The sequence below is a fragment of the Gillisella vitis genome (assembly GCF_001541345.2).
GTDB classification, from domain to species: domain Bacteria; phylum Pseudomonadota; class Alphaproteobacteria; order Rhizobiales; family Rhizobiaceae; genus Allorhizobium; species Allorhizobium vitis.
The window spans coordinates 158,399-181,318 of the sequence record NZ_LMVL02000007.1 but is presented as its reverse complement, the minus strand read 5'-3'; the positions used below and the strand labels follow the sequence as shown (position 1 = coordinate 181,318).

The window sequence follows — 22,920 nt, the reverse complement described above, 5'->3', positions numbered from 1 at the left end:
CCTCGAAAGCCATTGACCATGCCCATGATTGCCGACCGTCTCAAGAATGTCGCGGTTTCCGCTTCCGCAGCCATGACGCAGCGTGCCCGCGAACTTGCCGCACAGGGCATTGACGTTGTATCCCTCTCATCCGGCGAGCCGGATTTTGCCACCCCCGCCCACGCCATTGAAGCTGCGCACGCGGCAGCGCTGGCTGGTGACACCAAATATCCACCGCTGGATGGCACTGCTGCCTTGAAAGCGGCGATTTCTCGCAAATTCAAGCGCGAAAACGGTCTGGACTATGACCCAAGCCAGATTGTTGTCGCGGGCGGTGGCAAGCAGGTGATTTTCAATGCGGTGATGGCCACCTGCAATCCCGGCGATGAAGTGGTGATCCCCACCCCATCGTGGATCAGCTATGCCGATATCGTGCGCTTTGCCGGCGGTGTGCCGGTTCCTGTGGAATGCCCACAGCAGAATGGCTTCAAGCTGCGCGCGGAAGACCTTGAGGCCGCCATTACGCCGAAAACCAAATGGCTGTTTTTGAACTTCCCCAACAATCCCACAGGTGCCGCCTGCTCGCGCAAGGATATGGCCGCGATTGCCGAAGTGATGCTGCGTCATCCCGATGTCTGGATCATGACCGACGACATTTACGAGCACCTGATCTATGACGGGTTTGAATTCTGCACCATCGCAGAAGTGGAACCCCGCCTCTATGACCGCGTGCTGACGGTGAACGGTGCCTCGAAGGCCTATGCCATGACCGGCTGGCGGCTTGGCTATTGCGGTGGCCCGAAGGATTTGATCAAGGCGATTAGCAATGTCAATGGCCAGAACTCTGGCGGTACATCCACCATCACTCAGGCTGCTGCCTTGGCTGTTCTGGATGGCCCGCAAGATTTGCTGAAAGAACGCGCCAATATCTACAAGGGCCGTCGTGATTATGTGCTATCGCGTCTTGCCGAAATTGATGGCCTGCGCGCCCATAAGCCTGAAGGTGCGTTTTACATCTTTCCCAGCATCGCTGGCCTGATTGGCAAAACCACCAAGGGTGGCCGCAAGATTGAAAACGACACTGATTTTGTCTCGGCCCTGATTGATGAGCAGCACGTTGCCACCGTTCAAGGTGCGGCCTACGGCATGAGCCCCTTCTTTCGCATTTCCTATGCCACCAGCATGGAACGACTAACTGCAGGTTGTGACCGGATTGCGCAATTCTGTAAGGATATGAAATAGGCTTAGGCAAAAAGACCCCTCCCCAACCCTCCCCACAAGGGGGAGGGAGGCTGTCGAGTCTTAAGCAAGCGTATGATTTCTCTTCGTAAACAATTAAAAAAACAACGGCATCAAAACATTCAAGGTGCTCCCTCCCCCTTGTGGGGAGGGTTGGGGAGAGGTTCTTACCCCACAATGTGAGATTGCTCACTCACACCTTCAACTGCCGCGTCAAACGCAGCAAAATATCCCTGACTGCCACGGCGGAATCAGACAATTGCGCGTGTTCCGACACGCAGAGTGACAGGGTTTCTTCAATCTGTGGCGACAGGGTGCGGCAGATGATCTGGCTGCTGGCTTCTGCGGTGATGCGGTCGGCCACCGCCTTGGGCATGATAGTTGCGCCAACCCCGCCACTCACGGCGCGTGTCAGGGTGCGAATAACCTCCACCTCGCCAATCACGTTCAGCTTGGTACGGCTGCGGGCAAAGGCCATGTCTACAGCCCGGCGCACAAAATTATAGGGTGGCGGCAGCAAAAAAGGCAGCTCCTCCAGATTGGCAACCGAGAGCGGCTTGTCATCCGCCTCAATGCCAAAATCCTCATGGGCCACCAGAAAGAAATCCTCGCGCAACAGTGGATCAAAATGAACGCCCTTCATTGGCCCCGTGCCATGAATGAGGGCGATTTCCAGCTTGTTGTTCATCAACATCTGGCTATAGGCCTGCCCCACGCTTTCGGTCAGATGCAGCACAATGCCCGGATAAAGCCTGCGTGTTTCCGCCAGCAACTCAAACGAGAGCGTGGCCGCACTGCTAAACGGTGCCAACCCAACTGATACCCGCCCGGCCAGATGCTTGCCTGCCGCCAGAACATCGGCGTGGGCCTGATCCATCTGCCGCAAAATCATTTGTGCGTGACGATAAACTTGCGCGCCCGCATCGGTCATCACCACGCCCTGCTGGCTGCGCAGCAAAAGCTTTGTGCCAAAATGCTCTTCCAGCGAGGCAAGCTGTTGGCTCAGGGCAGGCTGGGCGATGTGCAGAATATCGGCTGCGCGGGTGATGCTACCGGTATCGACAATCACGATAAATGACTTGAAGCGCCTGATATCCATGGGGGGAGTAAACTCGAATTCTATGGGGTCAAGTCTTCACACTAGGCAGCAGCCGTCACGCCGTAAATGGGTAAAACAAGGTTCTGAGCTGACATAGGCGGGTTGTGCGATCATGACGACCAGTTTTTGGGCAATTGCCACCAAGCTCATAAGATAGGCTTATCACTCCACATATAATCGGCATTATCGCTCAGACTAAAGCTTCGCTAGTCTTTCCCAAGAACAAAAGAGGACGTCAGATGCCATTTTCGGATTACAAAACTGCGCTCGTCACTGGCGCATCCTCCGGGATCGGAGCCGCTATTGTGGAGCGGCTGTGCGCTGAGAATGTTGAAGTGCATGCGGTTGCCAGAAGTGGTGATCTTCTCAAGCAGCTTTCCGAGAAAACCGGCTGCATTGCCCATGTGATTGACGTCACGGACCGCGCCGCCCTGGCGGACCTCACATCCAAAATTCCATTTGATATTCTCGTCAATAATGCCGGTGTTGACCGTCCAAAGAAGTTTCTGGAAGCCGAAGACGGCGATATTGACCTGCTGGTGGATGTGAACCTGCGGGCTGTCTTGCATCTGTGCCGCATGGTTGTGCCAGGCATGGTGGCGCGCGATCGTGGCCACGTCATCAATATCTCATCCATTGCCGCCCAGTATAATTTTGGCGGAAACTCCTCCTATCACGCCACCAAGGCTGGCGTTAGCATGCTGTCCAACCAGCTGCGCATTGATGCCTTTGGCAAGCGGGTGCGCGTGACGGAAATCTGCCCCGGTCGCGTTGCAACCGATATTTTCACCCATGTGCATGGCGATGATCCATCGGTGCGCGAGCGCTTTATCGATGGCTTTGAATTGCCGCAGGCGTCCGACATTGCCGATGCCATTGCCTTTGCCATTGCCGCACCCATTGCCGTTAACATCGGCCATATGGAAATCACCCCCACCCTTCAGGTGATGGGCGGATTGCAGACGGCCAAGCCGGAGGAGCGGAAGCCTTGAAGGGGTTCGATCTCTCAGCAATTCTCGGCAATCCAGACTATGTCTCCATGCTGCTGCACGGCATTGAGATGACCTTTATTATCGCCATCGGCTCATGGGTTTTGGCGATGACACTCGCGGTTTTGCTGCTGGCGCTGCGGTTTTCGCCGGGGGGTATCGGCAATGCCATTGTAACGGCCTATGTTTCCTATCACCGTAATGTGCCAACTTTGGTGCAACTGGTGTTGTGGTATTTCGGCATTTTCACCCTGATGCCCAGTGGCCTCAGCGCTTGGCTTGTCAACCACAATGCCGAAACCATCTTTGCGGTCATCGGACTTGGACTGTGTCAGGCGGCGTATTTCAGTGAAGACCTGCGCTCCGGCCTGCGCTCGATCAGCCCCGGCCAGATGGAAGCAGCCCGCGCTTTGGGCCACGGCTACATCTCGGCCATGCGGTACGTGATGATCCCGCAAGGGGTGCGCAATGCGCTGCCGCCGCTGATCAATCATACGGTCTCACTGTTTAAAAACAGCAGTCTTGCGATTGTTGTTGGTGCGTCAGAGCTTACCCATGCGGTGAAGGAAATTGAAAACATCACCTTCAGAACCTTTGAGAGCTATCTGATTGGCACAGTGCTGTATCTGTTTTTCTCGCTATTGATCATGGCTGGGGGCGCGTATCTGTCATGGCGCGTTGATCATGCAAGGGGTATCCGTTCATGATCCATGACATCATCAAGATTGTGCAGGATTATTGGTTGCTGTTGTTGATCGGCCAATATCCCAATGGTCCGCTTGGTGGCCTTGCCAACACGCTGATCCTGTCAGTTCTCAGCATCGCACTGGCCTTTCCACTTAGCATTCTTCTGGCCCTTGCGCGCATGTCCAAATGGCGCACGCTACGTTGGCCGGTCACCTTCCTGGTCTATGTCACCCGCGGCGTGCCGTTGCTGATGCTGATTTTGTGGTGCTATTTTCTGGTACCGCTGCTCACGGGTGCCGATGTGCCAAGCTTTGTCACCATGCTGACAACGCTGGTGGTTTACCAAAGCTGCTTTCTCAGTGAAGTTGTCCGAAGCGGCATTGTTGCTCTCGGCCACGGACAGATGGAAGCGGCAAAAGCCCTTGGGCACAGCTATCCCAGCGCCATGCGCTATGTGGTTCTGCCGCAGGCGCTGTACAATGTCATTCCCAGTATCCTGTCCACCTTCGTCTCGACCATCAAGGACACGACGCTCGGTTCTGTCATCAATGTGCCGGACCTGACCTTTGCCGCCAATCAGGTCAACAATGACCTGCTGACCCAGCCGTTTCAGGTCTACCTGATCCTTGCCCTGATCTATTACGTGATTTGCTGGAGCCTGACCCATGCCGCCAAACGGTTGGAGGGCAGCATCTCCCGCCGCCGCGCCGGTCTGTCCGGTAAAGGCGACGACGCCCCCAGCATCACGCCTCAACTTGTCTCGGAGTAGAAGCCATGCCCTTATCCAAGCCAGCCATTGAAAAGCAGCAAACCATCACGCTGTCCAAGGTTCGCAAGAGCTATGGCAATTACGAAGTGCTCAAAGGTGTTGATGCCCATGTCAACCGGGGCGAGGTTGTGGTGATTTGCGGCCCCTCTGGCTCTGGCAAATCAACCCTGATCCGCACCATTAATCGTCTTGAGGAAATCAGCAGCGGCTCGATTTCCTTCGAGGGGCAAGAAGTGCATGTGCCAATGCGCACAAAGCAGCTCAATGCCCTGCGCAGCCAGATTGGCTTTGTGTTCCAGAGCTTTAACCTGTTTCCGCACTTGTCTGTTGTCGATAACGTCGCCATGTCGCCCGTGCGGGTCAAAGGCGTTTCCCCGGATGTGGCCCATGATAAGGCCATTCGGTTGCTGGACCGGGTTGGCCTCGCTGACAAAGCCAATGCCTATCCGGCACAATTGTCTGGCGGCCAGCAGCAGCGCGTGGCCATTGCCCGGGCGCTTGCTATGGAACCGCCCGTGATGCTGTTTGATGAGCCAACCAGCGCGCTGGACCCGGAAATGGTCGGCGAAGTCTTGGCGGTGATGAAAAGCCTTGCCGCCGATGGCATGACCATGATGTGCGTGACCCATGAAATGGGCTTTGCCCGCGACGTGGCCGACCACATCTGGTTTATCGATGCCGGACAAATTCTGGAAATGGCTCCGCCGGAAACCTTTTTCACCAATCCTACCCATCCCCGCGCCCAGCGTTTTCTCTCAGAGTTGCGCCACTAAGGCTCAATCTCAGAAACGGGCAAAAAGGACCAAACCACCTACGTACCATCACAATAAAAACCAAGGAGAACAGCAATGAACATGAAATGCATCACCCTAGGTCTGGCGCTTGCCGCCACCACCGCCATTGCAGCCCCTGCAAGCGCCGATCAGCTGGCCGATATCATGGCCGCCAAGACCCTGCGTTGCGCAACCTTCGCCGATGTTCCCCCTTTTGCTTCTCCAGACCCCAAGACCCGCGAAATGGCTGGCTTTGACGTTGATCTGTGCAACGCCATTGCTGCAAAACTGGGCGTGAAGGCCGAAATCAAGCCGGTATCGGTGGAAGCCCGCGTGCCGGAAGTCAAGCTTGGCCGCGTTGATATCACCGTTGCCAATCTCGCCTACACTTTGAGCCGCGCCGAACAGATTCAGTTCAGCGACCCTTACTACCTTGCCAAGGAAATGCTGATTGTTCCTGACGACAATTCCGGCAAGACCAAGGCTGATTTCACCGGCAAGCGTTTGGCCTCGACCAAGGGTTCTACATCCGAGATGTCGATCAAGCTCAACAAGTCGGACCCGCTGACCTTCCAGGATACGGCATCGGCCTATCTCGCCGTTCAGCAGGGCAAGGCAGAAGGCATGGTTGCCAACACCATGACCACCACCAAATTCGTCAACGAATCCCAGACCAAGGGCAAGAAGATGCGGATGATTGATGATCCGATGCTCTATCAGCCCATCGGCGTTGGCATGAAAAAGGACGAGCCTGCCCTGACCGCCAAGATCAATGATACGCTGCGCGCCCTTGATGCGGATGGCGAAATCAACAAGATCTGGAACAAATGGCTTGGCCCGGATACCGAATATAAAATGACCCGCACCGACAAGGTTGTGAAACTGAGCGAATTGAAGTTCGATCCAATTCCATAATCAATAACCCTAAACTTGATTGGGGATATAGATCTCATTCACCGGCATGACGGATGTCATGCCGGTGAATGAGCTTGCCGCAAGGATGCCAAGCCACCGACCCAATCCCAATTGCCAAACGTTCGATTATTGCAGTGATACCAGGTCTCGAAGATGCTGACGCTTCCTCGATTTGAAAGAATTGAACATATCTCAAATATATCAGAGGCTTGAGATGCTTTCAAAAGCAATACGAGGAGTCATTTTCAATGAATCCTCGTATTGTCCCCTCGAATTCGTTGCTAGAAACTGCGCAATTATATCGGAAGATGTTGGTCTCATTTCATTCCGTGACCAGGTTTAGGACAAGAGCGATAAGCGCATCCTTGCTGGTGATGCCTCGGTCAAACGCGCGATTAAGAATGGTTGCAAGATCGCAACCATCGTCGCCGTCAGGCGAAATTCCATGTTGTGCGCAGGCTTCAGTGAATGCATCCAGAAGACTGGCGTCGGATGTTGTGTCGATCGGTCGGTCATATATTGAGGTCATGTCTGGTCCTCAACGGTTGCCGGATTTGCGCCGGTGGCTTTTCAGGCAGGTGTTGCAAGAGGTGTATCGTCCTTTGGAACCGGTTTGGATTTCCCAAGACGAATGCCGGTCAAGCGCTCATATTCTTCCTCGGACGGGCCATATGTGCCTTTGGTGAGTCTTATGAGCCCTTCTCGGTCTTTGACGACAATCTCGCCGCGCTGCGACCTGATCAGATGGCTGGACTCGAGAATCTGTAACGCCACCGTGACGCCGGGGCGTCGGACCCCGAGCATCATTGCGAGAAACTCATGGGTCACAAGAAAACTGCCATGATCGACGCGATCATCCACCATCAGAATCCACCGCGCCAGCCGCTCCTCCAGCTTGATTTGGCCGTTCGCAAGAGCCGTATAAGTCGTCTGTATACCAAGCGAGCGCGCATAGTGGATGAGCAGGTCTGTAACCGCGATGCTTTTGGACATGGCTTTACGCAGGTTGTCAGCCGAAATGCGCATCGCAGAACCGTCCATCTGTGTGAAGCAATCGAACGGACTTTCCGTATCACCCAAGGCGATGGACGTGCCTGTCATGCCGTCGCGGCCGAACAGGCCGACTTCGACTGTCGTGCCGCCATCTTTGCTGGCAACCACGGAACCCAGGCCAGACTCAAGAAAATAGACGCGATCGATCGGCTGATGTGCTGTCTCAAGCGATTGCCGGAGACTGAGCTGCACTCGCTCGAGGCTGGGAACAAGTAAATGAAGGTCGGCCGGCGAAAGCGCTCGAAGCAGGCGGTTTTCAAACAAGCTGGCATGTTGTCCGGACATCGTGCTCTCCATGAACGAGGCGAAAGCACGAGTCTCTTTCAAACGCCTGCGCCCTTGCGTGGCTGGCGACGCATATGATGATGGCGTTAAAAACCGTGCAGCGCAACAACTTTTGTACGAAATCGGACCAAATATAAAATCATTGGTTGAGTTCGGTTGTAAGCAATATGCTGGATGGTAATGCCAAGTTGTTTGATCCGTGCGTCTTGGGTATCGAGACGAAATGAAATTTCCGAGCGCATTTCCCTCTCTGAAGGTGTTTGGTTTTCTGCTGGAAATTGCCACCTACGCAGTGTGGCTCCATCACCGGCATGCCCTGAGCACAGCGGATATGGAAGACCTTCTTGCCGTATGTGGCATGGAGTCAACATCCCAGACGTCCCTTCTCAGATTGGAAATTAAGTCCATGCGTCCTCGGATTTTAACGCCATAAAAGGATGTTCATTGAAACGATAAATAGAATCTTTCGCTTACATTTTATGCGACATTCGCCGCCGACTAAAAAATAGCCTTATGGTTGCTTGACAAAAAGCGCAGGGCTATGTGAACTTTGTAAAGCGCTTTACTAAACCGCTTTACAGGGTGGATATGGTCAAGGAACGGGTCACTGGGTTAAAGGATGTTGCCGCCGCCGCTGGCGTGTCGGTGACCACCGTGTCGCGCATGCTGAATGGCTCGCTTGACCTTCCCGGCGAGACGCGCAAGCGGATTGAAGACGCCATTGTCGCGCTCAAATATCAGCCAAATCCGCACGCTAGGCGTCTCAGCCGTGGCCGCTCGGACACCATCGGTCTTGTGGTGCCGGATATTGCCAATCCGTTCTTTGCAACTCTGGTGGCTGCCGTCGAGGAGGAAGCGGATCTGCGCGGTTTGGCACTGTCGCTCTACGCTACGCTAAACCGCCCGGGCCGCGAGATGGCATACCTCAGTCTGCTGGAGCGCAACCATGTGGATGGCCTGATCTTTATCACCAATCACCCCGACCAGGGTGAGTTGGCGGCGATCATTAACCGCACCGGAAAAGTGATTGTGGTCGATGAAGACGTGCCGGATGCGACCGTGCCAAAGCTGTTTTGTGACAACCAGCAAGGCGGAGAACTGGCCGGGCAGCATCTCGCCGGTTTTGGCCATCGACATGTTCTCTATATTGGCGGGCCGGATGTGATGATCAGCACCGAGCGCCGCTTTACCGGCTTTGAAGCCGCCATGCGCGCCAAGCACGGTGAGAATGCGGTGATTGAGCGCTACTGCGGTGATTATACCGCCGAGTTTGGCAGACAGGCAGCGCGGCGTTTTCTGGAAGGAGACCGCGAGGCGACCGCGATTTTCGCCAGCTCCGACGAAATTGCCATTGGCGTCATTGAAGTGCTCAGAGCGGAAGGGATCTCCATTCCTGAGCAGATTTCCGTCATCGGCTTCGATGATGTTGGACCTTTGCATCTTTTTGCCCCGCCGTTGACGGCAATCCGTCAGCCGGTGCGGGGAATGGGAAGTCGCGCTCTTTCGCTGCTTCTTGATACGGATTGGCAACAGCCTCCGAAAGCATCGGAGGAATTGCTGCCAGTGGAAATCGTCGTGCGGAACTCCGTTGCACCGCCAGCGAAATAACAAAAGCAACGGGCAAACCTATAACCAGAGGATGGAATGATGACCCGGACTTTCACACGTAGAACCATCAATGCAGCCTTGGCTGTCACAGCCCTCACCGGCCTGTGCCTGACCGCAGGAATTGCCAATGCCGCGCAAAAAACCTTTGCGCTGGTGCAGATCAATCAACAGGCACTGTTTTTCAACCAGATTAATCAGGGTGCCCAGAAGGCCGCAGATGCCGCAGGCGCAAAACTGGTGATTTTCAACGCCAACAATGACCCTGCTGCTCAAAACAGCGCCATCGAGACCTATATTCAGCAGAAGGTAGACGGTATTGCCGTTGTGGCCATTGACGTCAACGGCATCATGCCAGCGGTCAAACAAGCAGCCGACGCCGGCATTCCGGTGGTCGCCATCGACAGCATTTTGCCTGCTGGCCCTCAGAAGGCACAGATTGGCGTCGATAACGCCAAGGCAGGAGCCGATATTGGCAAATTCTTCGTCGATTACGTCAAGAAGGACATGGGTGGCAAAGCCAAGCTGGGCGTTGTCGGCGCGCTGAACTCCTTCATCCAGAATATCCGCCAGAAGGGCTTTGAAGACACCATCAAGGGCGTCTCCGGTATCACGTCGGCAGGTGTGGTTGATGGCCAGAACGTCCAGGACAATGCACTGGCAGCGGCCGAAAACCTGATCACTGGCAACCCTGATATGACCGCAATCTATGCCACGGGCGAGCCAGCCCTGCTGGGTGCCGTTGCCGCCGTGCAAAGCCAGGGCAAGCAGGACAGTGTCAAAGTGTTTGGCTGGGATCTGACGGCGCAGGCGATTGCTGGCATTGATGCCGGTTATGTTGCCGCGGTGATCCAGCAGGACCCGGCAGCCATGGGTGAAGCGGCTGTGAAAGCGCTGAAGACCATTGCTGACGGCGGCAAGGTTGAAAAGACCATTGCCGTGCCGGTCACCATCGTCACCAAGGCCAATGTTGAGCCTTACCGGGCAGTGTTCAAATGATTTCCGGTGGACAGCTCCCAACCGCTGTCTCTGGAGCCGGGGGAGTTGATCTCCCCCGGCAACCCGGAGAAGGCGGTGCGCGTGAACCCCGGATTTCGCTTCGTGGTATCCGCAAAACTTTTGGCTCGCATCAGGCGCTGCGTGGTGTTGATCTCGATCTTTTTCCCGGCGAATGCTTAGGCTTGGTCGGCGACAATGCGGCGGGTAAATCAACGCTCACCAAGGTGATTTCCGGCACCTATATCCCGGATGATGGTACCATCACGCTGGACGGCGAGGCGGTGCGGTTTTCCGGTCCCGCCGAGGCGCGCTCGCGCAATATCGAGATGGTGTTTCAGGATTTGAGCCTGTGTGACCATATTGATGTGGTTGGCAATCTGTTTCTGGGCCGGGAATTGACCAAAGGCCCGTTTCTGGATCGCGCCCGGATGCTGGTGGAAGCCCGCAAGATGCTGGATGCGCTGGAAATCCGCATTCCGCGCCTCACCGCCAAGGTCGAGAAATTGTCGGGCGGCCAGCGGCAGGCGATTGCCATTGCCCGTGCGGCCTCCTTCAATCCCAAAGTGCTGATCATGGATGAGCCAACTTCGGCGCTGGCCGTGGCGGAAGTGGAAGCGGTGTTGGCACTGATCAACCGCGTCAAGGCCCGAGGCGTTTCCGTGGTGCTGATCACCCATCGCCTGCAAGATTTGTTTCGTGTCTGCGACCGCATCGCGGTGATGTATGAAGGCACGAAAGTGGCCGAGCGGCAGATTGGTAGCACCAACCTTGAAGATCTGGTGAAATTGATCGTCGGAGGGGAAAGACATTGACCGCCTATACTGAACGCGCCAAAGGCTCGCCCTTCGCTGACTTTATCACCGAAAATGCCCAGGTTCTGTCGATTGCGATTTTCTTCTTTGCCTGCATGGTGTTCTTCTCCGTCACAACCGATACATTTCTCACGCTCGGCAATATTCTCAATGTGGTGCGACAAGCTGCTCCCATTTTGATTGTTGCTGTGGCGATGACACTGGTGATTGTGACTGGCGGCATTGATCTTTCCGTTGGCTCGCTGGTGGCGCTGATCAATGCAACGGTGGCCATTGTGCTGGCAACTGGCCTGTCATGGCCCTTGGCCGTGCTGTTGATGCTGGTTCTGGGTGGCATGATCGGCCTGATTCAGGGATGGTTCATTGCCTATCAGGGTATTCCGGCCTTTATTGTCACGCTGGCAGGGCTTTCGATCTTGCGCGGCGTGGCGCTCTACATCACCCAAGGCTATTCCATTCCCATCAACGAGGTGCCGGGGTTCTTCACGCTGGGTCGTGGCGAGTTCCTGAGCCTTCCGGTTCCGGCTCTGATTGCCATTGCCGTGACAGTCTTTGGGTTTGTGTTGGTCTCCTCCACCAAATATGGCCGTCAGGTGGTGGCCGTCGGCTCCAATCTGGAAGCGGCACGTCGGGTGGGCATGCCCGCGAAATGGATAGTCGCCTCTGTCTATCTGGTGTCTGGCGTGGCTTGCGCCCTTGCTGGCCTGTTGATTGCGGCCCGCCTTGGTTCAGGCTCCTCCAACGCCGCCGTCGGCTTTGAATTGCAGGTGATTGCTGCCGTGGTTTTGGGTGGCACGTCGCTGACGGGCGGGCGCGGCACCATGCTGGGAACGCTGCTGGGCACCATGACCATCGCGGTGATCGGCAATGGTCTCATTCTCATGCATATCTCGCCGTTTTTCACGCAGATTGTCACGGGCGCGATCATTCTTGTGGCGATCTGGCTGAACACCCGGATCTTTTCCGCAAACTTCCGCTTCGGCGCCGCGAAGAAAGGGTGAGATATGACCAGTGAACTCTCAGAGGCTCATATCCGCTCCGGCAAGGTGATGACGGTGGCCGGCCCCATCTCAGTGGACCAGATGGGCGTGACCTTGATGCACGAGCACATCCTCAATGATTGCCGTTGTTGGTGGCATCAGCCTAAAACGCCTGATCGGCAATATCTGGCAGAAGGCTTCGTCTGCATGGAGATTCTGGGCGAGTTGCGCCAGGACCCCTTTGTGAACAAGCATAACATCACGCTGGATGACGAGCCTTTGGCCATCCTTGAGCTGATGGATTTTGCCAAAGCGGGTGGCAAGACCGTGGTAGAGCCAACCTGTCAGGGCATTGGCCGTAATCCTATGGCGCTGCGCCGTATTGCCAAGGCGTCCGGGCTGAATATTGTTATGGGCGCTGGCTATTATCTGGCTTCATCCCATCCCGCCAAGGTGGCAGAGATGACGGTGGAGGCCATTGCCGATGAAATTGTGCAGGAAGCGCTGGTTGGCGTTGATGGTACCGATGTCAAAATCGGCCTGATTGGGGAAATTGGCGTCTCCTCTGATTTCACCGCTGAGGAGGAAAAGTCACTGCGGGCCGCAGCCCAGGCGCAGTTACGCACCGGCCTGCCGCTGATGGTGCATCTGCCGGGCTGGTATCGGCTGGGTCACAAAGTGCTGGATATTGCCGCAGAAGAAGGGGCAGACCTGCGCCACACGGTGCTGTGCCACATGAACCCATCCCATGATGATCTGACCTATCAAGGCGAACTGGCCAGCCGGGGTGCGTTTATTGAATATGACATGATCGGCATGGATTTTTTCTACGCCGATCAGCAGGTGCAATGCCCCAGCGATGAGGATGCCGCCCGCGCCATCGTCAAGCTGGTGGAGATGGGCCATTTCGACCGCATCCTGCTCTCCCATGATGTGTTTTTGAAGATGATGCTCAGCCGCTATGGCGGCAATGGCTATGCCTATATTTTGCGGCATTTCTTGCCGCGCCTCCAGCGTCATGGCCTCGGTGCTGACGCTCTCACCACCCTCATGCGGGGCAATCCCCGTTCGGTCTTTCAGGCTGCCGCCTGAGACCTGTTGCATCAGATAAGGACAAAGAACATGACAAAGAAAATTCTTCTCGTGGGTGAAAGCTGGGTCAGCTCCGCCACGCATTACAAAGGTTTTGATCAGTTTGGCAGCGTCACCTTTCATCTGGGCGCGGAGCCGCTGGTGAAAGCATTGGAAGGCAGCGAATTTGAGCTGACCTATATGCCTGCCCATGAAGCAGTGGAAAAATTCCCCTTCGAGATGGCCGGTCTCGATGCCTATGATGCCATTATCCTCTCCGACATCGGGGCGAATTCCCTGCTGCTGCCACCTGCCGTGTGGCTGCATTCCAAAACCGTTCCCAACCGCCTGAAGCTGATCAAGGCCTGGGTGGAAAAGGGCGGCAACCTGCTGATGGTCGGTGGCTATTTCTCGTTCCAGGGCATTGATGGCAAGGCCCGCTGGCGTCGCACGCCGGTGGAAGACGTGCTGCCCGTCACCTGCCTGCCCTATGATGACCGGGTGGAAATCCCTGAAGGCTCAACCGCCGATGTGATCAAGCCCAACCACCCAACCGTTGCTGGCCTCACCGGTGAATGGCCTTTGCTGCTCGGCGTCAACGAGGTTGAGGTGCGCGAGGGTGATGATGTCGAGGTGATTGTACGTCTGCCCAAGGATCAGGGCAGCCATCCGCTGCTGGTCACCGGCACGTTTGGCAAGGGCCGTACCGTGGCCTGGACGTCTGATATCGGACCCCATTGGCTCTCGCCTGCGTTTTGCGAGTGGGAAGGCTATGGCAAGCTGTGGAAGAACATTCTGGGCTGGATGACGCAAGCGCGGTGATGTTCTCACGTGGCGAGGATAGCTGCCAACTCGGTCTGTGATGGAAACGCAGACCGGGTTCCCCGGCGACTGACGGTGATGCTGGCGGCCTGTGCTGCATGGCGCAGCGCCAGGCCATCGGGCATGACATGGCGCAAACTGCTGGACGCCAGCGCAACCGCCATGAACGTGTCGCCAGCACCAGTGGTGTCAACAGCAACGGATGGAACGGCTGGGATTGTGGTGGTGCCGGTGCGATCCGCCAAGATCGCTCCCTTGCCGCCAAGGGTGATGATGACGGTACCAACACCGGCATCACGCAAGCATTGGGTGGCGGCTTCGCCGCTTTCACCTGTCAGCTTATCGGCTTCGCCCTGGTTCAAAAAGGCAATGTCGATCAGCGACCAAAGGGCAGCAAAGCCGGGCCGCAACGGTGATGGGTTAAAGGCGGTGATCATACCACGGCGTTTGGCCTCGTGTAGGAGGGCAGCCGTGGTATCATCGGTGAGATTGCCTTGGAGAATGGCCAGATCGCCGGGTTTTGCCGCCTGTAAGACGCTGGTAACATGCTCGGGCCGGACGCTGGCGGCGCAGTCTGTTGTGGTGATGATGGCATTTTCGCCATCCGGTATGGTGAAGATCATCGAGACGTCGCTGGCTTTATCGACAAGTTCGATCAAGCGGGTATCGATCGGCTCCAGAGACAGGCTCTGCCGGATCATCGAGGCGCGAAAGTCGTTGCCGACAGCGGCAATCAGCGTGGTGCCCAAACCGGCGCGGCCCAGAACAATCGCCTGGTTGGCGCCTTTGCCACCCAGATCCGTGCTTTGCTGCTGGCCAAAAATCGACGCGCCAGCCTCTGGCATGGTCGGTACGGACATGATTTCATCGATTGCGACATTGCCGATTACCCAGGCACGCATCACAGACTTTCAACACGCATGGCAGGCTTTCAAAAGGAAATGAGAAATGCTGGATATATCCGACAACACATCAAGCGCCATACGGGAAATTTTCGGGCGCGACAAGGCGCTGATCGGCATGATCCATTGCCCGGCCTTTCCCGGTGCGCCGCGCTATCGCGGCGCGAGCATGACAGAGATTTACGATGCCTGCATGCTTGATGCCGAAGCGCTGATTGAGGGCGGCATGCATGGGCTGATGATTGAAAACCACGGCGACATTCCTTTTTCCAAGCCGGATGACATCGGGCCGGAAACATCCGCCTTCATGAGTGTGGTGACTGACCGCATTTGCCGTGCGGTTGGTGTGCCACTGGGTATCAATGTCCTGGCCAATGCGCCCATTCCGGCCTTTGCCATTGCCATGGCGGGCGGGGCAAAATTCGTGCGGGTCAACCAATGGGCCAATGCCTATGTCGCGAATGAAGGCTTCATGGAGGGACGGGCGGCGGAGGCCATGCGCTACCGTTCCATGCTACGGGCCGAACATATCAAGGTGTTTGCCGATAGCCATGTCAAGCACGGCGCCCACGCCATCACTGCCGACCGCACCATTCAGGAATTGACCCGTGACCTTGCGTTTTTCGATGCCGATGCGGTGATTGCCACCGGCCAACGCACCGGCAATTCCGCGACGATGGAGGAGATTGAAGAGATTGGAGCGGCGACGCATCTGCCTCTTTTGGTTGGTTCGGGTGTTTCCAAGGACAATATCGTCGAGATCCTGAAACGCACCAACGGGGTTATCGTTGCTTCATCACTCAAACATGGCGATGTCTGGTGGAATCCCGTGGATATTGAGCGCGTTAAGGCTTTTGTGGCGGCGGCCCAGCCGGGCTTGAAGGCGTAAATACCATGGCACAAGCGGGTAAAGGACTGTTAGAGGTCAATGGCGAGCGGCTTTTGGCCCGATTGGACCAATTTGCCGCGATTGGTGCTACGTCCAAAGGTGGTGTTAATCGGCAGGCCCTGACGGCGCTTGATCGTCAGGCGCGGCAATTGCTGGCCGATCTTGGTCGGGCGCGTGGATTTTCTGTCTATCAGGACCCGATCGCCAACCTGTTCCTGCGCCGCGAGGGACTAAATCCGGATTTACCGCCGCTGCTGATTGGCAGTCATCTCGACAGTCAGCCCTCTGGCGGGCGGTTTGATGGTGCGCTAGGCACACTCTGCGCGTTCGAAGTGCTCGAAACATTGGAAGATCACGGCATAGAGACAGAGCGCGCCGTGGAAGTCGTTGCCTTCACCAATGAAGAAGGCTGCCGTTTTGCCCCCGGATGCATGGGGTCCATGGCCTTTTCGCAGGGTGCCATTTCCCCCGCATGGCCTATGGCGCGGGCAACGGATGGCGCGCTGTTTTCCGATGATTTGGCAGCAACGCTTGCTGACTTGCAAGGCGCTGCCATGAGGCCGCTGGGCTTTCCGGTGTTTGCTTATCTTGAAGTGCATATCGAGCAAGGCCCATCCTTGGAAAAAGAGGGTCTGCCCATCGGCATCGTCACGGGGATTCAAGGCACCCGCTGGCTTCAGGTGACCATTTCGGGCCAGACTGCCCATGCAGGCACCACAGCACTGTCCTACCGCAAAGACCCCATGCGCGCCGCCGTCTCCGGCTTGAACGTGCTTTATCATGACATCATGCCGCAAGATGCCCAATCACGTCTGACAGTCGGCCGGTTTTCGCTGGAACCGGGGGCCATCAATGCCATTCCGGCAGCCGTGACGTTTTCGCTGGATATCCGCCACCCCAATTTTGAGCAACTGGATCTGATCGAAGCGAAGATACGCAAGGTCCTGCAGGATCATGCTGGCGAGAATGGATGTGATCTCGAAATTGAACTGCTCTTCGACATGGCTCCAGCGCGTTTCACGGATCATCTGGTTACCATACTGGAGAGCGCCGCGATTGATGCCGGTTTTGCCCATAAATCCATGGTGTCCGGTGCTTTTCACGATGCACTTTTCATCAATCGTGTCGCACCCTCTGCGATGATTTTTACTCCATGTCGAGATGGATTGAGCCATAACGAAGAAGAGTATGTCAAACCTGCGGATTCTGTCGCAGGGGCGCAAGTGCTGCTGACTGCAAGCTTGCAACTCCTGTCGAACTTGGCGACACCAGCATCTGTAGTTGTCGCTCACCTACGTTAGAGTGCCAGGAGACAGCCAATCAACTTAATCGAAACCATCAGCCGCTTGCGGATTCCCCATCAGGGATATCCTTTTGACTTTTTATGAAAGGCCTTTTGACAAGGTCCAGCAGGTCATCAACAAAGGTGAAAATGACGGGGATCACCAATAAGCTCAGGACGGTGGACGTGAGCAAGCCGCCAATCACAACGATAGCCATCGGTTGACGGAAACTCGTATCGCCGCCGCTGAGGCTGAGGGCAACAGGTGCCATGCCAGCGCCCATGGCGATTGTCGTCATCACGATTGGCCGGGCGCGTTTGTGGCAGGCATCAACCAGCGCCTCATAGCGGCTCATGCCATTGCGTCGCGCCATGATGGCATATTCCACCAGCAGGATTGAATTCTTGCTGACAATGCCCATCAGCATCAAAAGGCCGATGACTGCGGGCATCGAGAAACTCGTGCCCGTCACAATCAACGGAAAGAGCGCGCCGCCAAGCGAGAGCGGAAGTGCCATCAGGATCGTCGCCGGTTGCATGAAATCGTGGAACAACAAGACCAGCACCGCATAAATACAGAAGATGCCGATGCCCATCGCCAAGGCAAAACTGGTGAACAATTCCGACATGCGCTCAAGCTCGCCTTGCTGGACGATATGCACTCCTGGTGGGAGATGATTGAGGCCCGGTAACGCCATCGCTTCCTTGTTGACATCTCCCAAGGCACGACCGTTCAACTGGATGGTGAAGGTAATGTTGCGGGATCGGTCGATCCGATCAATCTCCGAGGGGCTGCCCCCGATTCGGATTCCGGCAATTGCGCCAAGTGACACTTTTCCGTTCGTCCCAGAAAGTTGCAGTTGCGAGATGGCATCAAGGTTGTGAATATATTTGGGATCGAGCCGGACACGGATATCGATCTGCCGCTGAGGAAGATTCAGTTTGGAACGGGATGTGGAATAGTCGCCGTCAGTTGCGACACGCACAACGTCCGCAATCGTATCCGAGGTGATGCCCAAAGCCGCCGCGCGGGCGAAATTCGGCGTGATTTGAATTTCGGGGGCCTGTCTGGCCGCGCTGGACGTGATGCCACCAATCCCTTTCAAGCCATGCAACTGCTCTCCAACGGCAGCGGCTGTCTGATCGAGAAGCGTCGGATCATCGCTTGCCAGCGTTAGCTGGAGCTCGGTGCCATTGCCCCCGTTGCCGACTTCGACACGAACGCCAGTAAGCTGCTGCAAGGCATCACGCATCTGCTGCTCGATTTCCGATTGCTTCAGCTTTCGATCATCGATTGGGGTAAGATCAACCACCAATGTCGCGGTTGTAACGTCACTGGTTGTGCTGCTATCAGCACCGGCCCCACTTGTGGAGGAGCCGACGACAGTGAACACGCGCTTTATATTCTCAAGTCCGGAAATCAGTTTCACGGCTTTAAGCGACATGGCTTCTGTGTCGGAAAGCTCTGTTCCAGGGGGCATTGTCAACGTCACCTGGGTCTGAGCGTTGTCAGAGGCCGGAAAGAAGCCGGTCTTCAGCAGAGACACTGCCGAAAGTGAGACGACAAGGAAAACGATAATGCCAAGACTGGTCAGAAAGCGGTGGCGCAGACATGCGCGCACAATGGAGAGATAGGTCTTCATGATGACCCCATCCACTTCCACTTTCGGCGTCGCCTTCATCATATACGCAGCCATCATCGGCGTCAGAAAACGGGCAACCATCAGTGACGCCAGCACGGCGACGGCGGCGGTCACACCGAATTGCTTGAAGATCAACCCGGGAATACCGGCCATAAACGCGGTGGGCAGGAAAACCGCAACCAGCGTGAATGTTGTTGCAATCACGGCAAGGCCGATCTCATCTGCCGCTTCCATGGCTGCATCATAGGGTTTTTTGCCCATGCGCAGATGTCGCTCGATATTTTCAACCTCGACGATTGCATCGTCAACGAGAATCCCCACCACCAGCGAAATCGACAGAAGAGAAATCGTATTGAGGCTGAAATTCGCGAGATAGATCACAAGGAATGTCGGAATAATCGAGAGTGGCAAAGCAACGGCAGAGAGGATGGTTGCTCGAAAATCGCGCAAGAAAAGAAAGACCACGACAATTGCCAGGGCCGCTCCCTCATACAGCATGTGCATCGAAGCGTCATAATTGTCGATTGTTGGCTGAACCGTTGTGTAGGCCTGCACAATTTCGACTTCGGGATGCTCGGCTGCAAATGTTGCCATCACCCGCGCCAGATCGGTGGCGACACCCGTATCGGAATAACCGTTGCTGCGCTTGACCTCAACGGCAATCACCGGCGTCTGCCCCAGATAAGCAAGGGAAGATCTTTGGGAATAGTTATCGCTCACCTTGGCGATCTGGTCGAGGCGCACGCTCTTGCCATTGGAGAACGGAATTGTAATTGCTGCAACCTCCTGTACGGAGTTGACAGCACCCAATGTCCGCACCGTCTGATGCAGTCCGTTCAAATCTCCACGCCCGCCGGACGCATTTTCCTGCACCAATTTGAGCTGCGACGACACATCTGCCGCTGTGACACCAAATGCTGTCAACAATGCCGGGTTGATATCGACATGAACTTCTCGATCCACACCGCCAAAACGATCAACCTCTCCGACACCTTGGGCTGTCAGCAAAGCCTTGGTCATGTCATTGTCAACGAACCAGGACAGTTCCGTTTCATTCAGCTTCTTTGATCGCACAGCATAGGTCTGCAACACGGACGATTGCACCGTGACCCGTGAGACGCTTGGTGTCTGCATCGCGGATGGCAGATCGGTAACGCTGTCCACAGCGTTGCGAACTTCGTTCAGCGCTTGCTCGCCGTCTTTTTCAAGGCTGAAGGAAACGCTGATCGACACCGAGCCGTCGGTAATTGTCGTGGTGATGTGATCCAGCTTGTTGAGGGTCGCGAGCTTGTCCTCAATCTTGCGAGCGACTTCGGTTTCAAGTTGCGATGGTGCCGCACCATCCAGCGTTGCGCTAATCTTGATCGTCGGCAGATCCATGTCGGGAAACTGCTGAACCCTGAGCTTCTCGAAGGCAATCAAGCCACACACGGTCATGAGTGCAAACAGGAGAATAGCTGGAACCGGATTGCGGATGGAAAAAGCTGAAATGTTCATTTGGTTGCAGCCTTCACAAGCACGAGATCATTGTCGGACAGGAAGGCTCCCCCTGCTTCCACAATTTGCGCCGAAGCATCAATCCCGGAAAGGATCTCGACCCGGCCGTCATTTCGTCGGCCAATGTCCACCCGCACACGCGAAACCCGGCTATCGGCGTTAACCTTGAAGACGTAATTGATGCCGTCACTGTAAACCAAAGCGGTTTCGGGCAAGGTGAGAGCTGGCGTGACGGCCAGCTCAATGGTGCCGGATTCGTAGAGACCAACCCGGATATCGGGATCATCAGGAAGGGTCACATAGATTGTGCCCCGTCCTGTGTCATCGCTCACAATCGGGCTTACAAGGCGGACGGTTCCCTCAAAACTCTTGCCCGATTGATCATGGCCCGATTGATCATGAATGGTGGCCTTGGCCCCGGGATGGATGCGCGGCAACTGGTAGGACGGAACTTCAGCCTGCCACTCAACGCGCCCTTGGCGCACGAGGCGAAACAGCTCCGTTCCGGCCGAGACGACATTGCCGAGATCGGCAGAACGCGTTGAGACGATTCCGCTGTCCGGTGCCGTTATCGTTGTCTGCGCAAGCGTTATTCTGCTTGATTCAAGCGAGGCTTCATCGGAAGCGAGGTCGGCGGCGTCTGTCTGTTCGGTGATGTAATAGCCAAGGGTGTCCTGATCGGACAGCGCACCGGAACCGGTGACCTTTTTTGCCCGCGCGCTATCTGCTTTTGCTTTGGCGAGAGTGGCCTTGGCAGATGCAACAGCCGCTTCCTGTTTGTGAACATCGGCGATGGCGCTCTCATCTGACAGCCTCGCCATCACATCGCCCTTCTTCACCACAGAGCCGACATCAACCAGGACATCCGTGATTTTTAAAGAGCCCGTTTCCGCAGCAACAATGGCTTCCTGCCAAGCAGCCAACCAGCCGCTGACTGCGATCGTGTCTGCCCATTGCAATGTTTGTGGTGTGGTAACTGAGACGGTCAGCGTCGCTGACTGTGTGGTTTGTGTTTGCTCGGTCTTGGAAAAGACCATGGATGGGACGCCAAGACACGCCACCGATACAACAACCAACCCCGTACGGCGGAAAACTGAAGTCACTGTTTTACTCCTTTGGCACTTACGTCGCTTGGCATCACGCCGCCGGAGGCATTCGGGGTCCATCCGCCGCCCATCGCCTTGTACAGAGTGATCCAATCGCGCACGGCATCCCGTTGATTTTCCACAAGGGTCAGTTCGGCAGCCTGCAATTCGCGACGTGCATCCTCGCGATCGAGCACACTTGCTCCGCCCGCCTTCCAATTTGTGTCTATCGCTTTGAAATACGTGCGGTAGTTCTTTGCCGCGACAACAGCGTCACCAATCTGACGCTCGGTGCTATTGACATTCACCATCGCGGTTTCCACCGCATTGATGGCGCTCAGGACACCTGACTTGTAACTGGCAACTGCCGCCTTGTAGGCCGCTTCCTTGTATTTGACGGTCGCGCGAAGCGATCCCCCGTCAAAAATCGGGATCGAAACCGACGGCCCAAAGGACCACGGCAAGCTCGTGCCGGTCGATGTCGAATGGCTCGCCGTCAGGGTCCCGCTGAGAGAAAAGCTCGGATAAAGATCGGCTTTGGCCGTCCCGATATCCGCGAGCGAGGCGGCCACTTCTTTTTCCAACGCATTCACATCCGGTCTTTGCCGGATAACGTTGGCCGGTATTGCATCAACTGAAAGCTTTGCGGGGCGCGGTATTCGTGACGAGCTTTTCTTGAGGATATCCCGCACCTTGCCTTCATCGACGGCAACAAGTTCGGTAATCGACTTGATCAGAACTTCGCAGTCCGCTTCCTGCGACTTCAGGGAAGACGATGTGCTCGCAGCACTTGCCCTGATCAGGGCAAGATCAGAGGTCGATTTCAGCCCGGATGCGGCAGAGGCCTCCGTCGCTTTGACCGTATCGCGTTGAGAAACAAGCTCGGCCGCGTAAATGCCCTGCAATTGCCGACATGCCCTGTATTGCACGTAGTCATCGGCCACCTCAGCCGCAAGCGTGACACGCGCATCATACCAATCCGCCGTTTCCTCGGCGACGCGCTGGCGGGCAGCCTCGACGGTGTTGCGTGTCTTGCCGAAGAAATCGAGCTCCCAGGATGCATCCAGCTCTCCGGTGCCCGTGGTGGAGGGTGACACGCGGTTGGCTCTCGATCCTCGCGTTCCAGAACGGTCATCGGATCCAGAACCCGTCAGGGATGGGAAATAGTCCGCCTTTGATGAGGCCATCGTGGCGCGGGCTTCTTCGATCTCGGCGACTGCGGATTCGAGGGTCGGGCTGTTGGCTTCGGCGGTGCGCAATAGCTCTGAGAGAGCAGGATCGTCAAAGCTGCTCCACCAATCGACAAGCTGAGCGGTACTGCCTGAATGTGGCAACGTCGCATGCCACCGGCTTGCCAATTTGGAAATGTCCACATTGGACTGGGTAGCCGCCACGCAGGCCGACAACGGTACGACAATCAGGCTTAGCCACCATCTGCCATGCCGTCGTCTATTGTCCGTTTGAAGTGCATTGTCATGTGCTGGCGTCATCAGATCCGGCCCTGGTTTCCCAATCGTCCGGACCGATCTTTAAAGATGTGAATGT

The 22,920-nt window shown here is 56.0% G+C and carries 21 protein-coding genes; 14 read left to right on the top strand and 7 right to left on the bottom strand.

The features are described 5' to 3' along the window. Positions 1-18 precede the first annotated feature (18 nt). Entirely contained in the window at positions 19-1,221 is a 1,203-nt protein-coding gene (locus tag ASB66_RS21865) for a pyridoxal phosphate-dependent aminotransferase (protein WP_060716935.1), read from the top strand. A gap of 190 nt (positions 1,222-1,411) precedes the next feature. Here ASB66_RS21865 and nac read toward each other — a convergent pair whose 3' ends face one another. Continuing rightward, the gene (gene nac / locus ASB66_RS21860) at positions 1,412-2,317 is read right to left on the bottom strand and encodes a nitrogen assimilation transcriptional regulator NAC (protein WP_060716936.1); all 906 of its coding nucleotides are present in this window, start codon (positions 2,315-2,317) and stop codon (positions 1,412-1,414) included. Positions 2,318-2,556: 239 nt separating this feature from the next. Here nac and ASB66_RS21855 point away from each other — a divergent pair, with 239 nt between their 5' ends. From ASB66_RS21855 to ASB66_RS21835, 5 genes are all read left to right on the top strand, one after another. Then, positions 2,557-3,309: an SDR family oxidoreductase gene (locus ASB66_RS21855; protein ID WP_015918688.1), complete on the top strand. Its 753-nt coding sequence runs from the start codon at positions 2,557-2,559 to the stop codon at positions 3,307-3,309. Next, positions 3,306-4,013, top strand: a complete 708-nt coding sequence (locus ASB66_RS21850) for an amino acid ABC transporter permease (RefSeq protein WP_060716937.1) — start codon at positions 3,306-3,308, stop codon at positions 4,011-4,013. Before ASB66_RS21855 ends, ASB66_RS21850 begins: the two co-directional genes overlap by 4 nt. Then, positions 4,010-4,762: an amino acid ABC transporter permease gene (locus tag ASB66_RS21845; RefSeq protein WP_060716938.1), complete on the top strand. Its 753-nt coding sequence runs from the start codon at positions 4,010-4,012 to the stop codon at positions 4,760-4,762. Before ASB66_RS21850 ends, ASB66_RS21845 begins: the two co-directional genes overlap by 4 nt. A gap of 5 nt (positions 4,763-4,767) precedes the next feature. Continuing rightward, positions 4,768-5,535, top strand: coding sequence for an amino acid ABC transporter ATP-binding protein (locus ASB66_RS21840; protein ID WP_060716939.1), 768 nt, complete (start codon positions 4,768-4,770; stop codon positions 5,533-5,535). 75 nt (positions 5,536-5,610) lie between these two features. Continuing rightward, positions 5,611-6,450, top strand: a complete 840-nt coding sequence (locus ASB66_RS21835; protein ID WP_060716940.1) for an ABC transporter substrate-binding protein — start codon at positions 5,611-5,613, stop codon at positions 6,448-6,450. Between the two features lie 322 nt (positions 6,451-6,772). Here the strand turns inward: ASB66_RS21835 and ASB66_RS21830 are convergent, their stop codons facing one another. Together ASB66_RS21830 and ASB66_RS21825 are read right to left on the bottom strand one after the other, a co-directional pair. Beyond that, a complete protein-coding gene (locus ASB66_RS21830) occupies positions 6,773-6,979 on the bottom strand; it encodes a hypothetical protein (protein ID WP_060716941.1) in 207 nt (68 codons plus the stop codon). A 41-nt stretch (positions 6,980-7,020) separates the two neighbouring features. After that, complete coding sequence (locus ASB66_RS21825) at positions 7,021-7,788, bottom strand: Crp/Fnr family transcriptional regulator (RefSeq protein ID WP_060716942.1); 768 nt, start codon at positions 7,786-7,788, stop codon at positions 7,021-7,023. Between the two features lie 588 nt (positions 7,789-8,376). Between ASB66_RS21825 and ASB66_RS21820 the strand changes: the two genes are divergently transcribed. Genes ASB66_RS21820 through ASB66_RS21795 form a run of 6 tightly spaced genes read left to right on the top strand, consistent with a single transcriptional unit; the run spans position 8,377 to position 14,077 of the window. Then, on the top strand, positions 8,377-9,396 hold the full coding sequence (locus tag ASB66_RS21820) for a LacI family DNA-binding transcriptional regulator (protein WP_060716980.1): 1,020 nt from the start codon (positions 8,377-8,379) through the stop codon (positions 9,394-9,396). A gap of 39 nt (positions 9,397-9,435) precedes the next feature. Continuing rightward, entirely contained in the window at positions 9,436-10,392 is a 957-nt protein-coding gene (locus tag ASB66_RS21815; protein WP_114386930.1) for an ABC transporter substrate-binding protein, read from the top strand. Continuing rightward, positions 10,389-11,204, top strand: coding sequence for an ATP-binding cassette domain-containing protein (locus ASB66_RS21810; RefSeq protein WP_060716943.1), 816 nt, complete (start codon positions 10,389-10,391; stop codon positions 11,202-11,204). The genes ASB66_RS21815 and ASB66_RS21810 overlap by 4 nt, the downstream gene beginning before the upstream one ends. Continuing rightward, positions 11,201-12,205, top strand: a complete 1,005-nt coding sequence (locus tag ASB66_RS21805) for an ABC transporter permease (RefSeq protein WP_060716944.1) — start codon at positions 11,201-11,203, stop codon at positions 12,203-12,205. The genes ASB66_RS21810 and ASB66_RS21805 overlap by 4 nt, the downstream gene beginning before the upstream one ends. Before the next feature lie 3 nt (positions 12,206-12,208). After that, positions 12,209-13,276 (top strand): phosphotriesterase family protein, encoded by a 1,068-nt coding sequence (locus ASB66_RS21800; protein WP_060716945.1) that lies wholly within the window; start codon positions 12,209-12,211, stop codon positions 13,274-13,276. 30 nt (positions 13,277-13,306) lie between these two features. Beyond that, the gene (locus tag ASB66_RS21795) at positions 13,307-14,077 is read left to right on the top strand and encodes a glutamine amidotransferase (protein WP_060716946.1); all 771 of its coding nucleotides are present in this window, start codon (positions 13,307-13,309) and stop codon (positions 14,075-14,077) included. A 5-nt stretch (positions 14,078-14,082) separates the two neighbouring features. Here ASB66_RS21795 and ASB66_RS21790 read toward each other — a convergent pair whose 3' ends face one another. Then, entirely contained in the window at positions 14,083-14,979 is an 897-nt protein-coding gene (locus tag ASB66_RS21790) for a ribokinase (protein ID WP_070166102.1), read from the bottom strand. A gap of 46 nt (positions 14,980-15,025) precedes the next feature. Here ASB66_RS21790 and ASB66_RS21785 point away from each other — a divergent pair, with 46 nt between their 5' ends. Together ASB66_RS21785 and ASB66_RS21780 are read left to right on the top strand one after the other, a co-directional pair. Further along, on the top strand, positions 15,026-15,868 hold the full coding sequence (locus ASB66_RS21785; RefSeq protein ID WP_060716948.1) for a BtpA family protein: 843 nt from the start codon (positions 15,026-15,028) through the stop codon (positions 15,866-15,868). 5 nt (positions 15,869-15,873) lie between these two features. Further along, positions 15,874-17,169 (top strand): Zn-dependent hydrolase, encoded by a 1,296-nt coding sequence (locus ASB66_RS21780; RefSeq protein ID WP_114386922.1) that lies wholly within the window; start codon positions 15,874-15,876, stop codon positions 17,167-17,169. 37 nt (positions 17,170-17,206) lie between these two features. Here the strand turns inward: ASB66_RS21780 and ASB66_RS21775 are convergent, their stop codons facing one another. The 3 genes from ASB66_RS21775 to ASB66_RS21765 form a co-directional block, all read right to left on the bottom strand. After that, complete coding sequence (locus ASB66_RS21775) at positions 17,207-20,290, bottom strand: efflux RND transporter permease subunit (RefSeq protein WP_060716949.1); 3,084 nt, start codon at positions 20,288-20,290, stop codon at positions 17,207-17,209. After that, on the bottom strand, positions 20,287-21,327 hold the full coding sequence (locus ASB66_RS21770) for an efflux RND transporter periplasmic adaptor subunit (protein ID WP_060716950.1): 1,041 nt from the start codon (positions 21,325-21,327) through the stop codon (positions 20,287-20,289). The genes ASB66_RS21775 and ASB66_RS21770 overlap by 4 nt, the downstream gene beginning before the upstream one ends. Positions 21,328-21,389: 62 nt before the next feature. After that, a complete protein-coding gene (locus tag ASB66_RS21765) occupies positions 21,390-22,865 on the bottom strand; it encodes an efflux transporter outer membrane subunit (protein ID WP_060716951.1) in 1,476 nt (491 codons plus the stop codon). Between the last annotated feature and the right edge of the window lie 55 nt (positions 22,866-22,920).

Bases quoted from the DNA above. Each gene is read 5' to 3' on its own strand.
- ASB66_RS21865 (WP_060716935.1), top strand. From the start codon at position 19: ATGCCCATGATTGCCGACCGTCTCAAGAATGTCGCGGTTTCCGCTTCC.
- nac (WP_060716936.1), bottom strand. From the start codon at position 2,317: ATGGATATCAGGCGCTTCAAGTCATTTATCGTGATTGTCGATACCGGT.
- ASB66_RS21855 (WP_015918688.1), top strand. From the start codon at position 2,557: ATGCCATTTTCGGATTACAAAACTGCGCTCGTCACTGGCGCATCCTCC.
- ASB66_RS21845 (WP_060716938.1), top strand. From the start codon at position 4,010: ATGATCCATGACATCATCAAGATTGTGCAGGATTATTGGTTGCTGTTG.
- ASB66_RS21840 (WP_060716939.1), top strand. From the start codon at position 4,768: ATGCCCTTATCCAAGCCAGCCATTGAAAAGCAGCAAACCATCACGCTG.
- ASB66_RS21835 (WP_060716940.1), top strand. From the start codon at position 5,611: ATGAACATGAAATGCATCACCCTAGGTCTGGCGCTTGCCGCCACCACC.
- ASB66_RS21830 (WP_060716941.1), bottom strand. From the start codon at position 6,979: ATGACCTCAATATATGACCGACCGATCGACACAACATCCGACGCCAGT.
- ASB66_RS21825 (WP_060716942.1), bottom strand. From the start codon at position 7,788: ATGTCCGGACAACATGCCAGCTTGTTTGAAAACCGCCTGCTTCGAGCG.
- ASB66_RS21820 (WP_060716980.1), top strand. From the start codon at position 8,377: ATGGTCAAGGAACGGGTCACTGGGTTAAAGGATGTTGCCGCCGCCGCT.
- ASB66_RS21815 (WP_114386930.1), top strand. From the start codon at position 9,436: ATGACCCGGACTTTCACACGTAGAACCATCAATGCAGCCTTGGCTGTC.
- ASB66_RS21810 (WP_060716943.1), top strand. From the start codon at position 10,389: ATGATTTCCGGTGGACAGCTCCCAACCGCTGTCTCTGGAGCCGGGGGA.
- ASB66_RS21800 (WP_060716945.1), top strand. From the start codon at position 12,209: ATGACCAGTGAACTCTCAGAGGCTCATATCCGCTCCGGCAAGGTGATG.
- ASB66_RS21795 (WP_060716946.1), top strand. From the start codon at position 13,307: ATGACAAAGAAAATTCTTCTCGTGGGTGAAAGCTGGGTCAGCTCCGCC.
- ASB66_RS21790 (WP_070166102.1), bottom strand. From the start codon at position 14,979: ATGCGTGCCTGGGTAATCGGCAATGTCGCAATCGATGAAATCATGTCC.
- ASB66_RS21785 (WP_060716948.1), top strand. From the start codon at position 15,026: ATGCTGGATATATCCGACAACACATCAAGCGCCATACGGGAAATTTTC.
- ASB66_RS21780 (WP_114386922.1), top strand. From the start codon at position 15,874: ATGGCACAAGCGGGTAAAGGACTGTTAGAGGTCAATGGCGAGCGGCTT.
- ASB66_RS21775 (WP_060716949.1), bottom strand. From the start codon at position 20,290: ATGAACATTTCAGCTTTTTCCATCCGCAATCCGGTTCCAGCTATTCTC.
- ASB66_RS21770 (WP_060716950.1), bottom strand. From the start codon at position 21,327: ATGGTCTTTTCCAAGACCGAGCAAACACAAACCACACAGTCAGCGACG.
- ASB66_RS21765 (WP_060716951.1), bottom strand. From the start codon at position 22,865: ATGACGCCAGCACATGACAATGCACTTCAAACGGACAATAGACGACGG.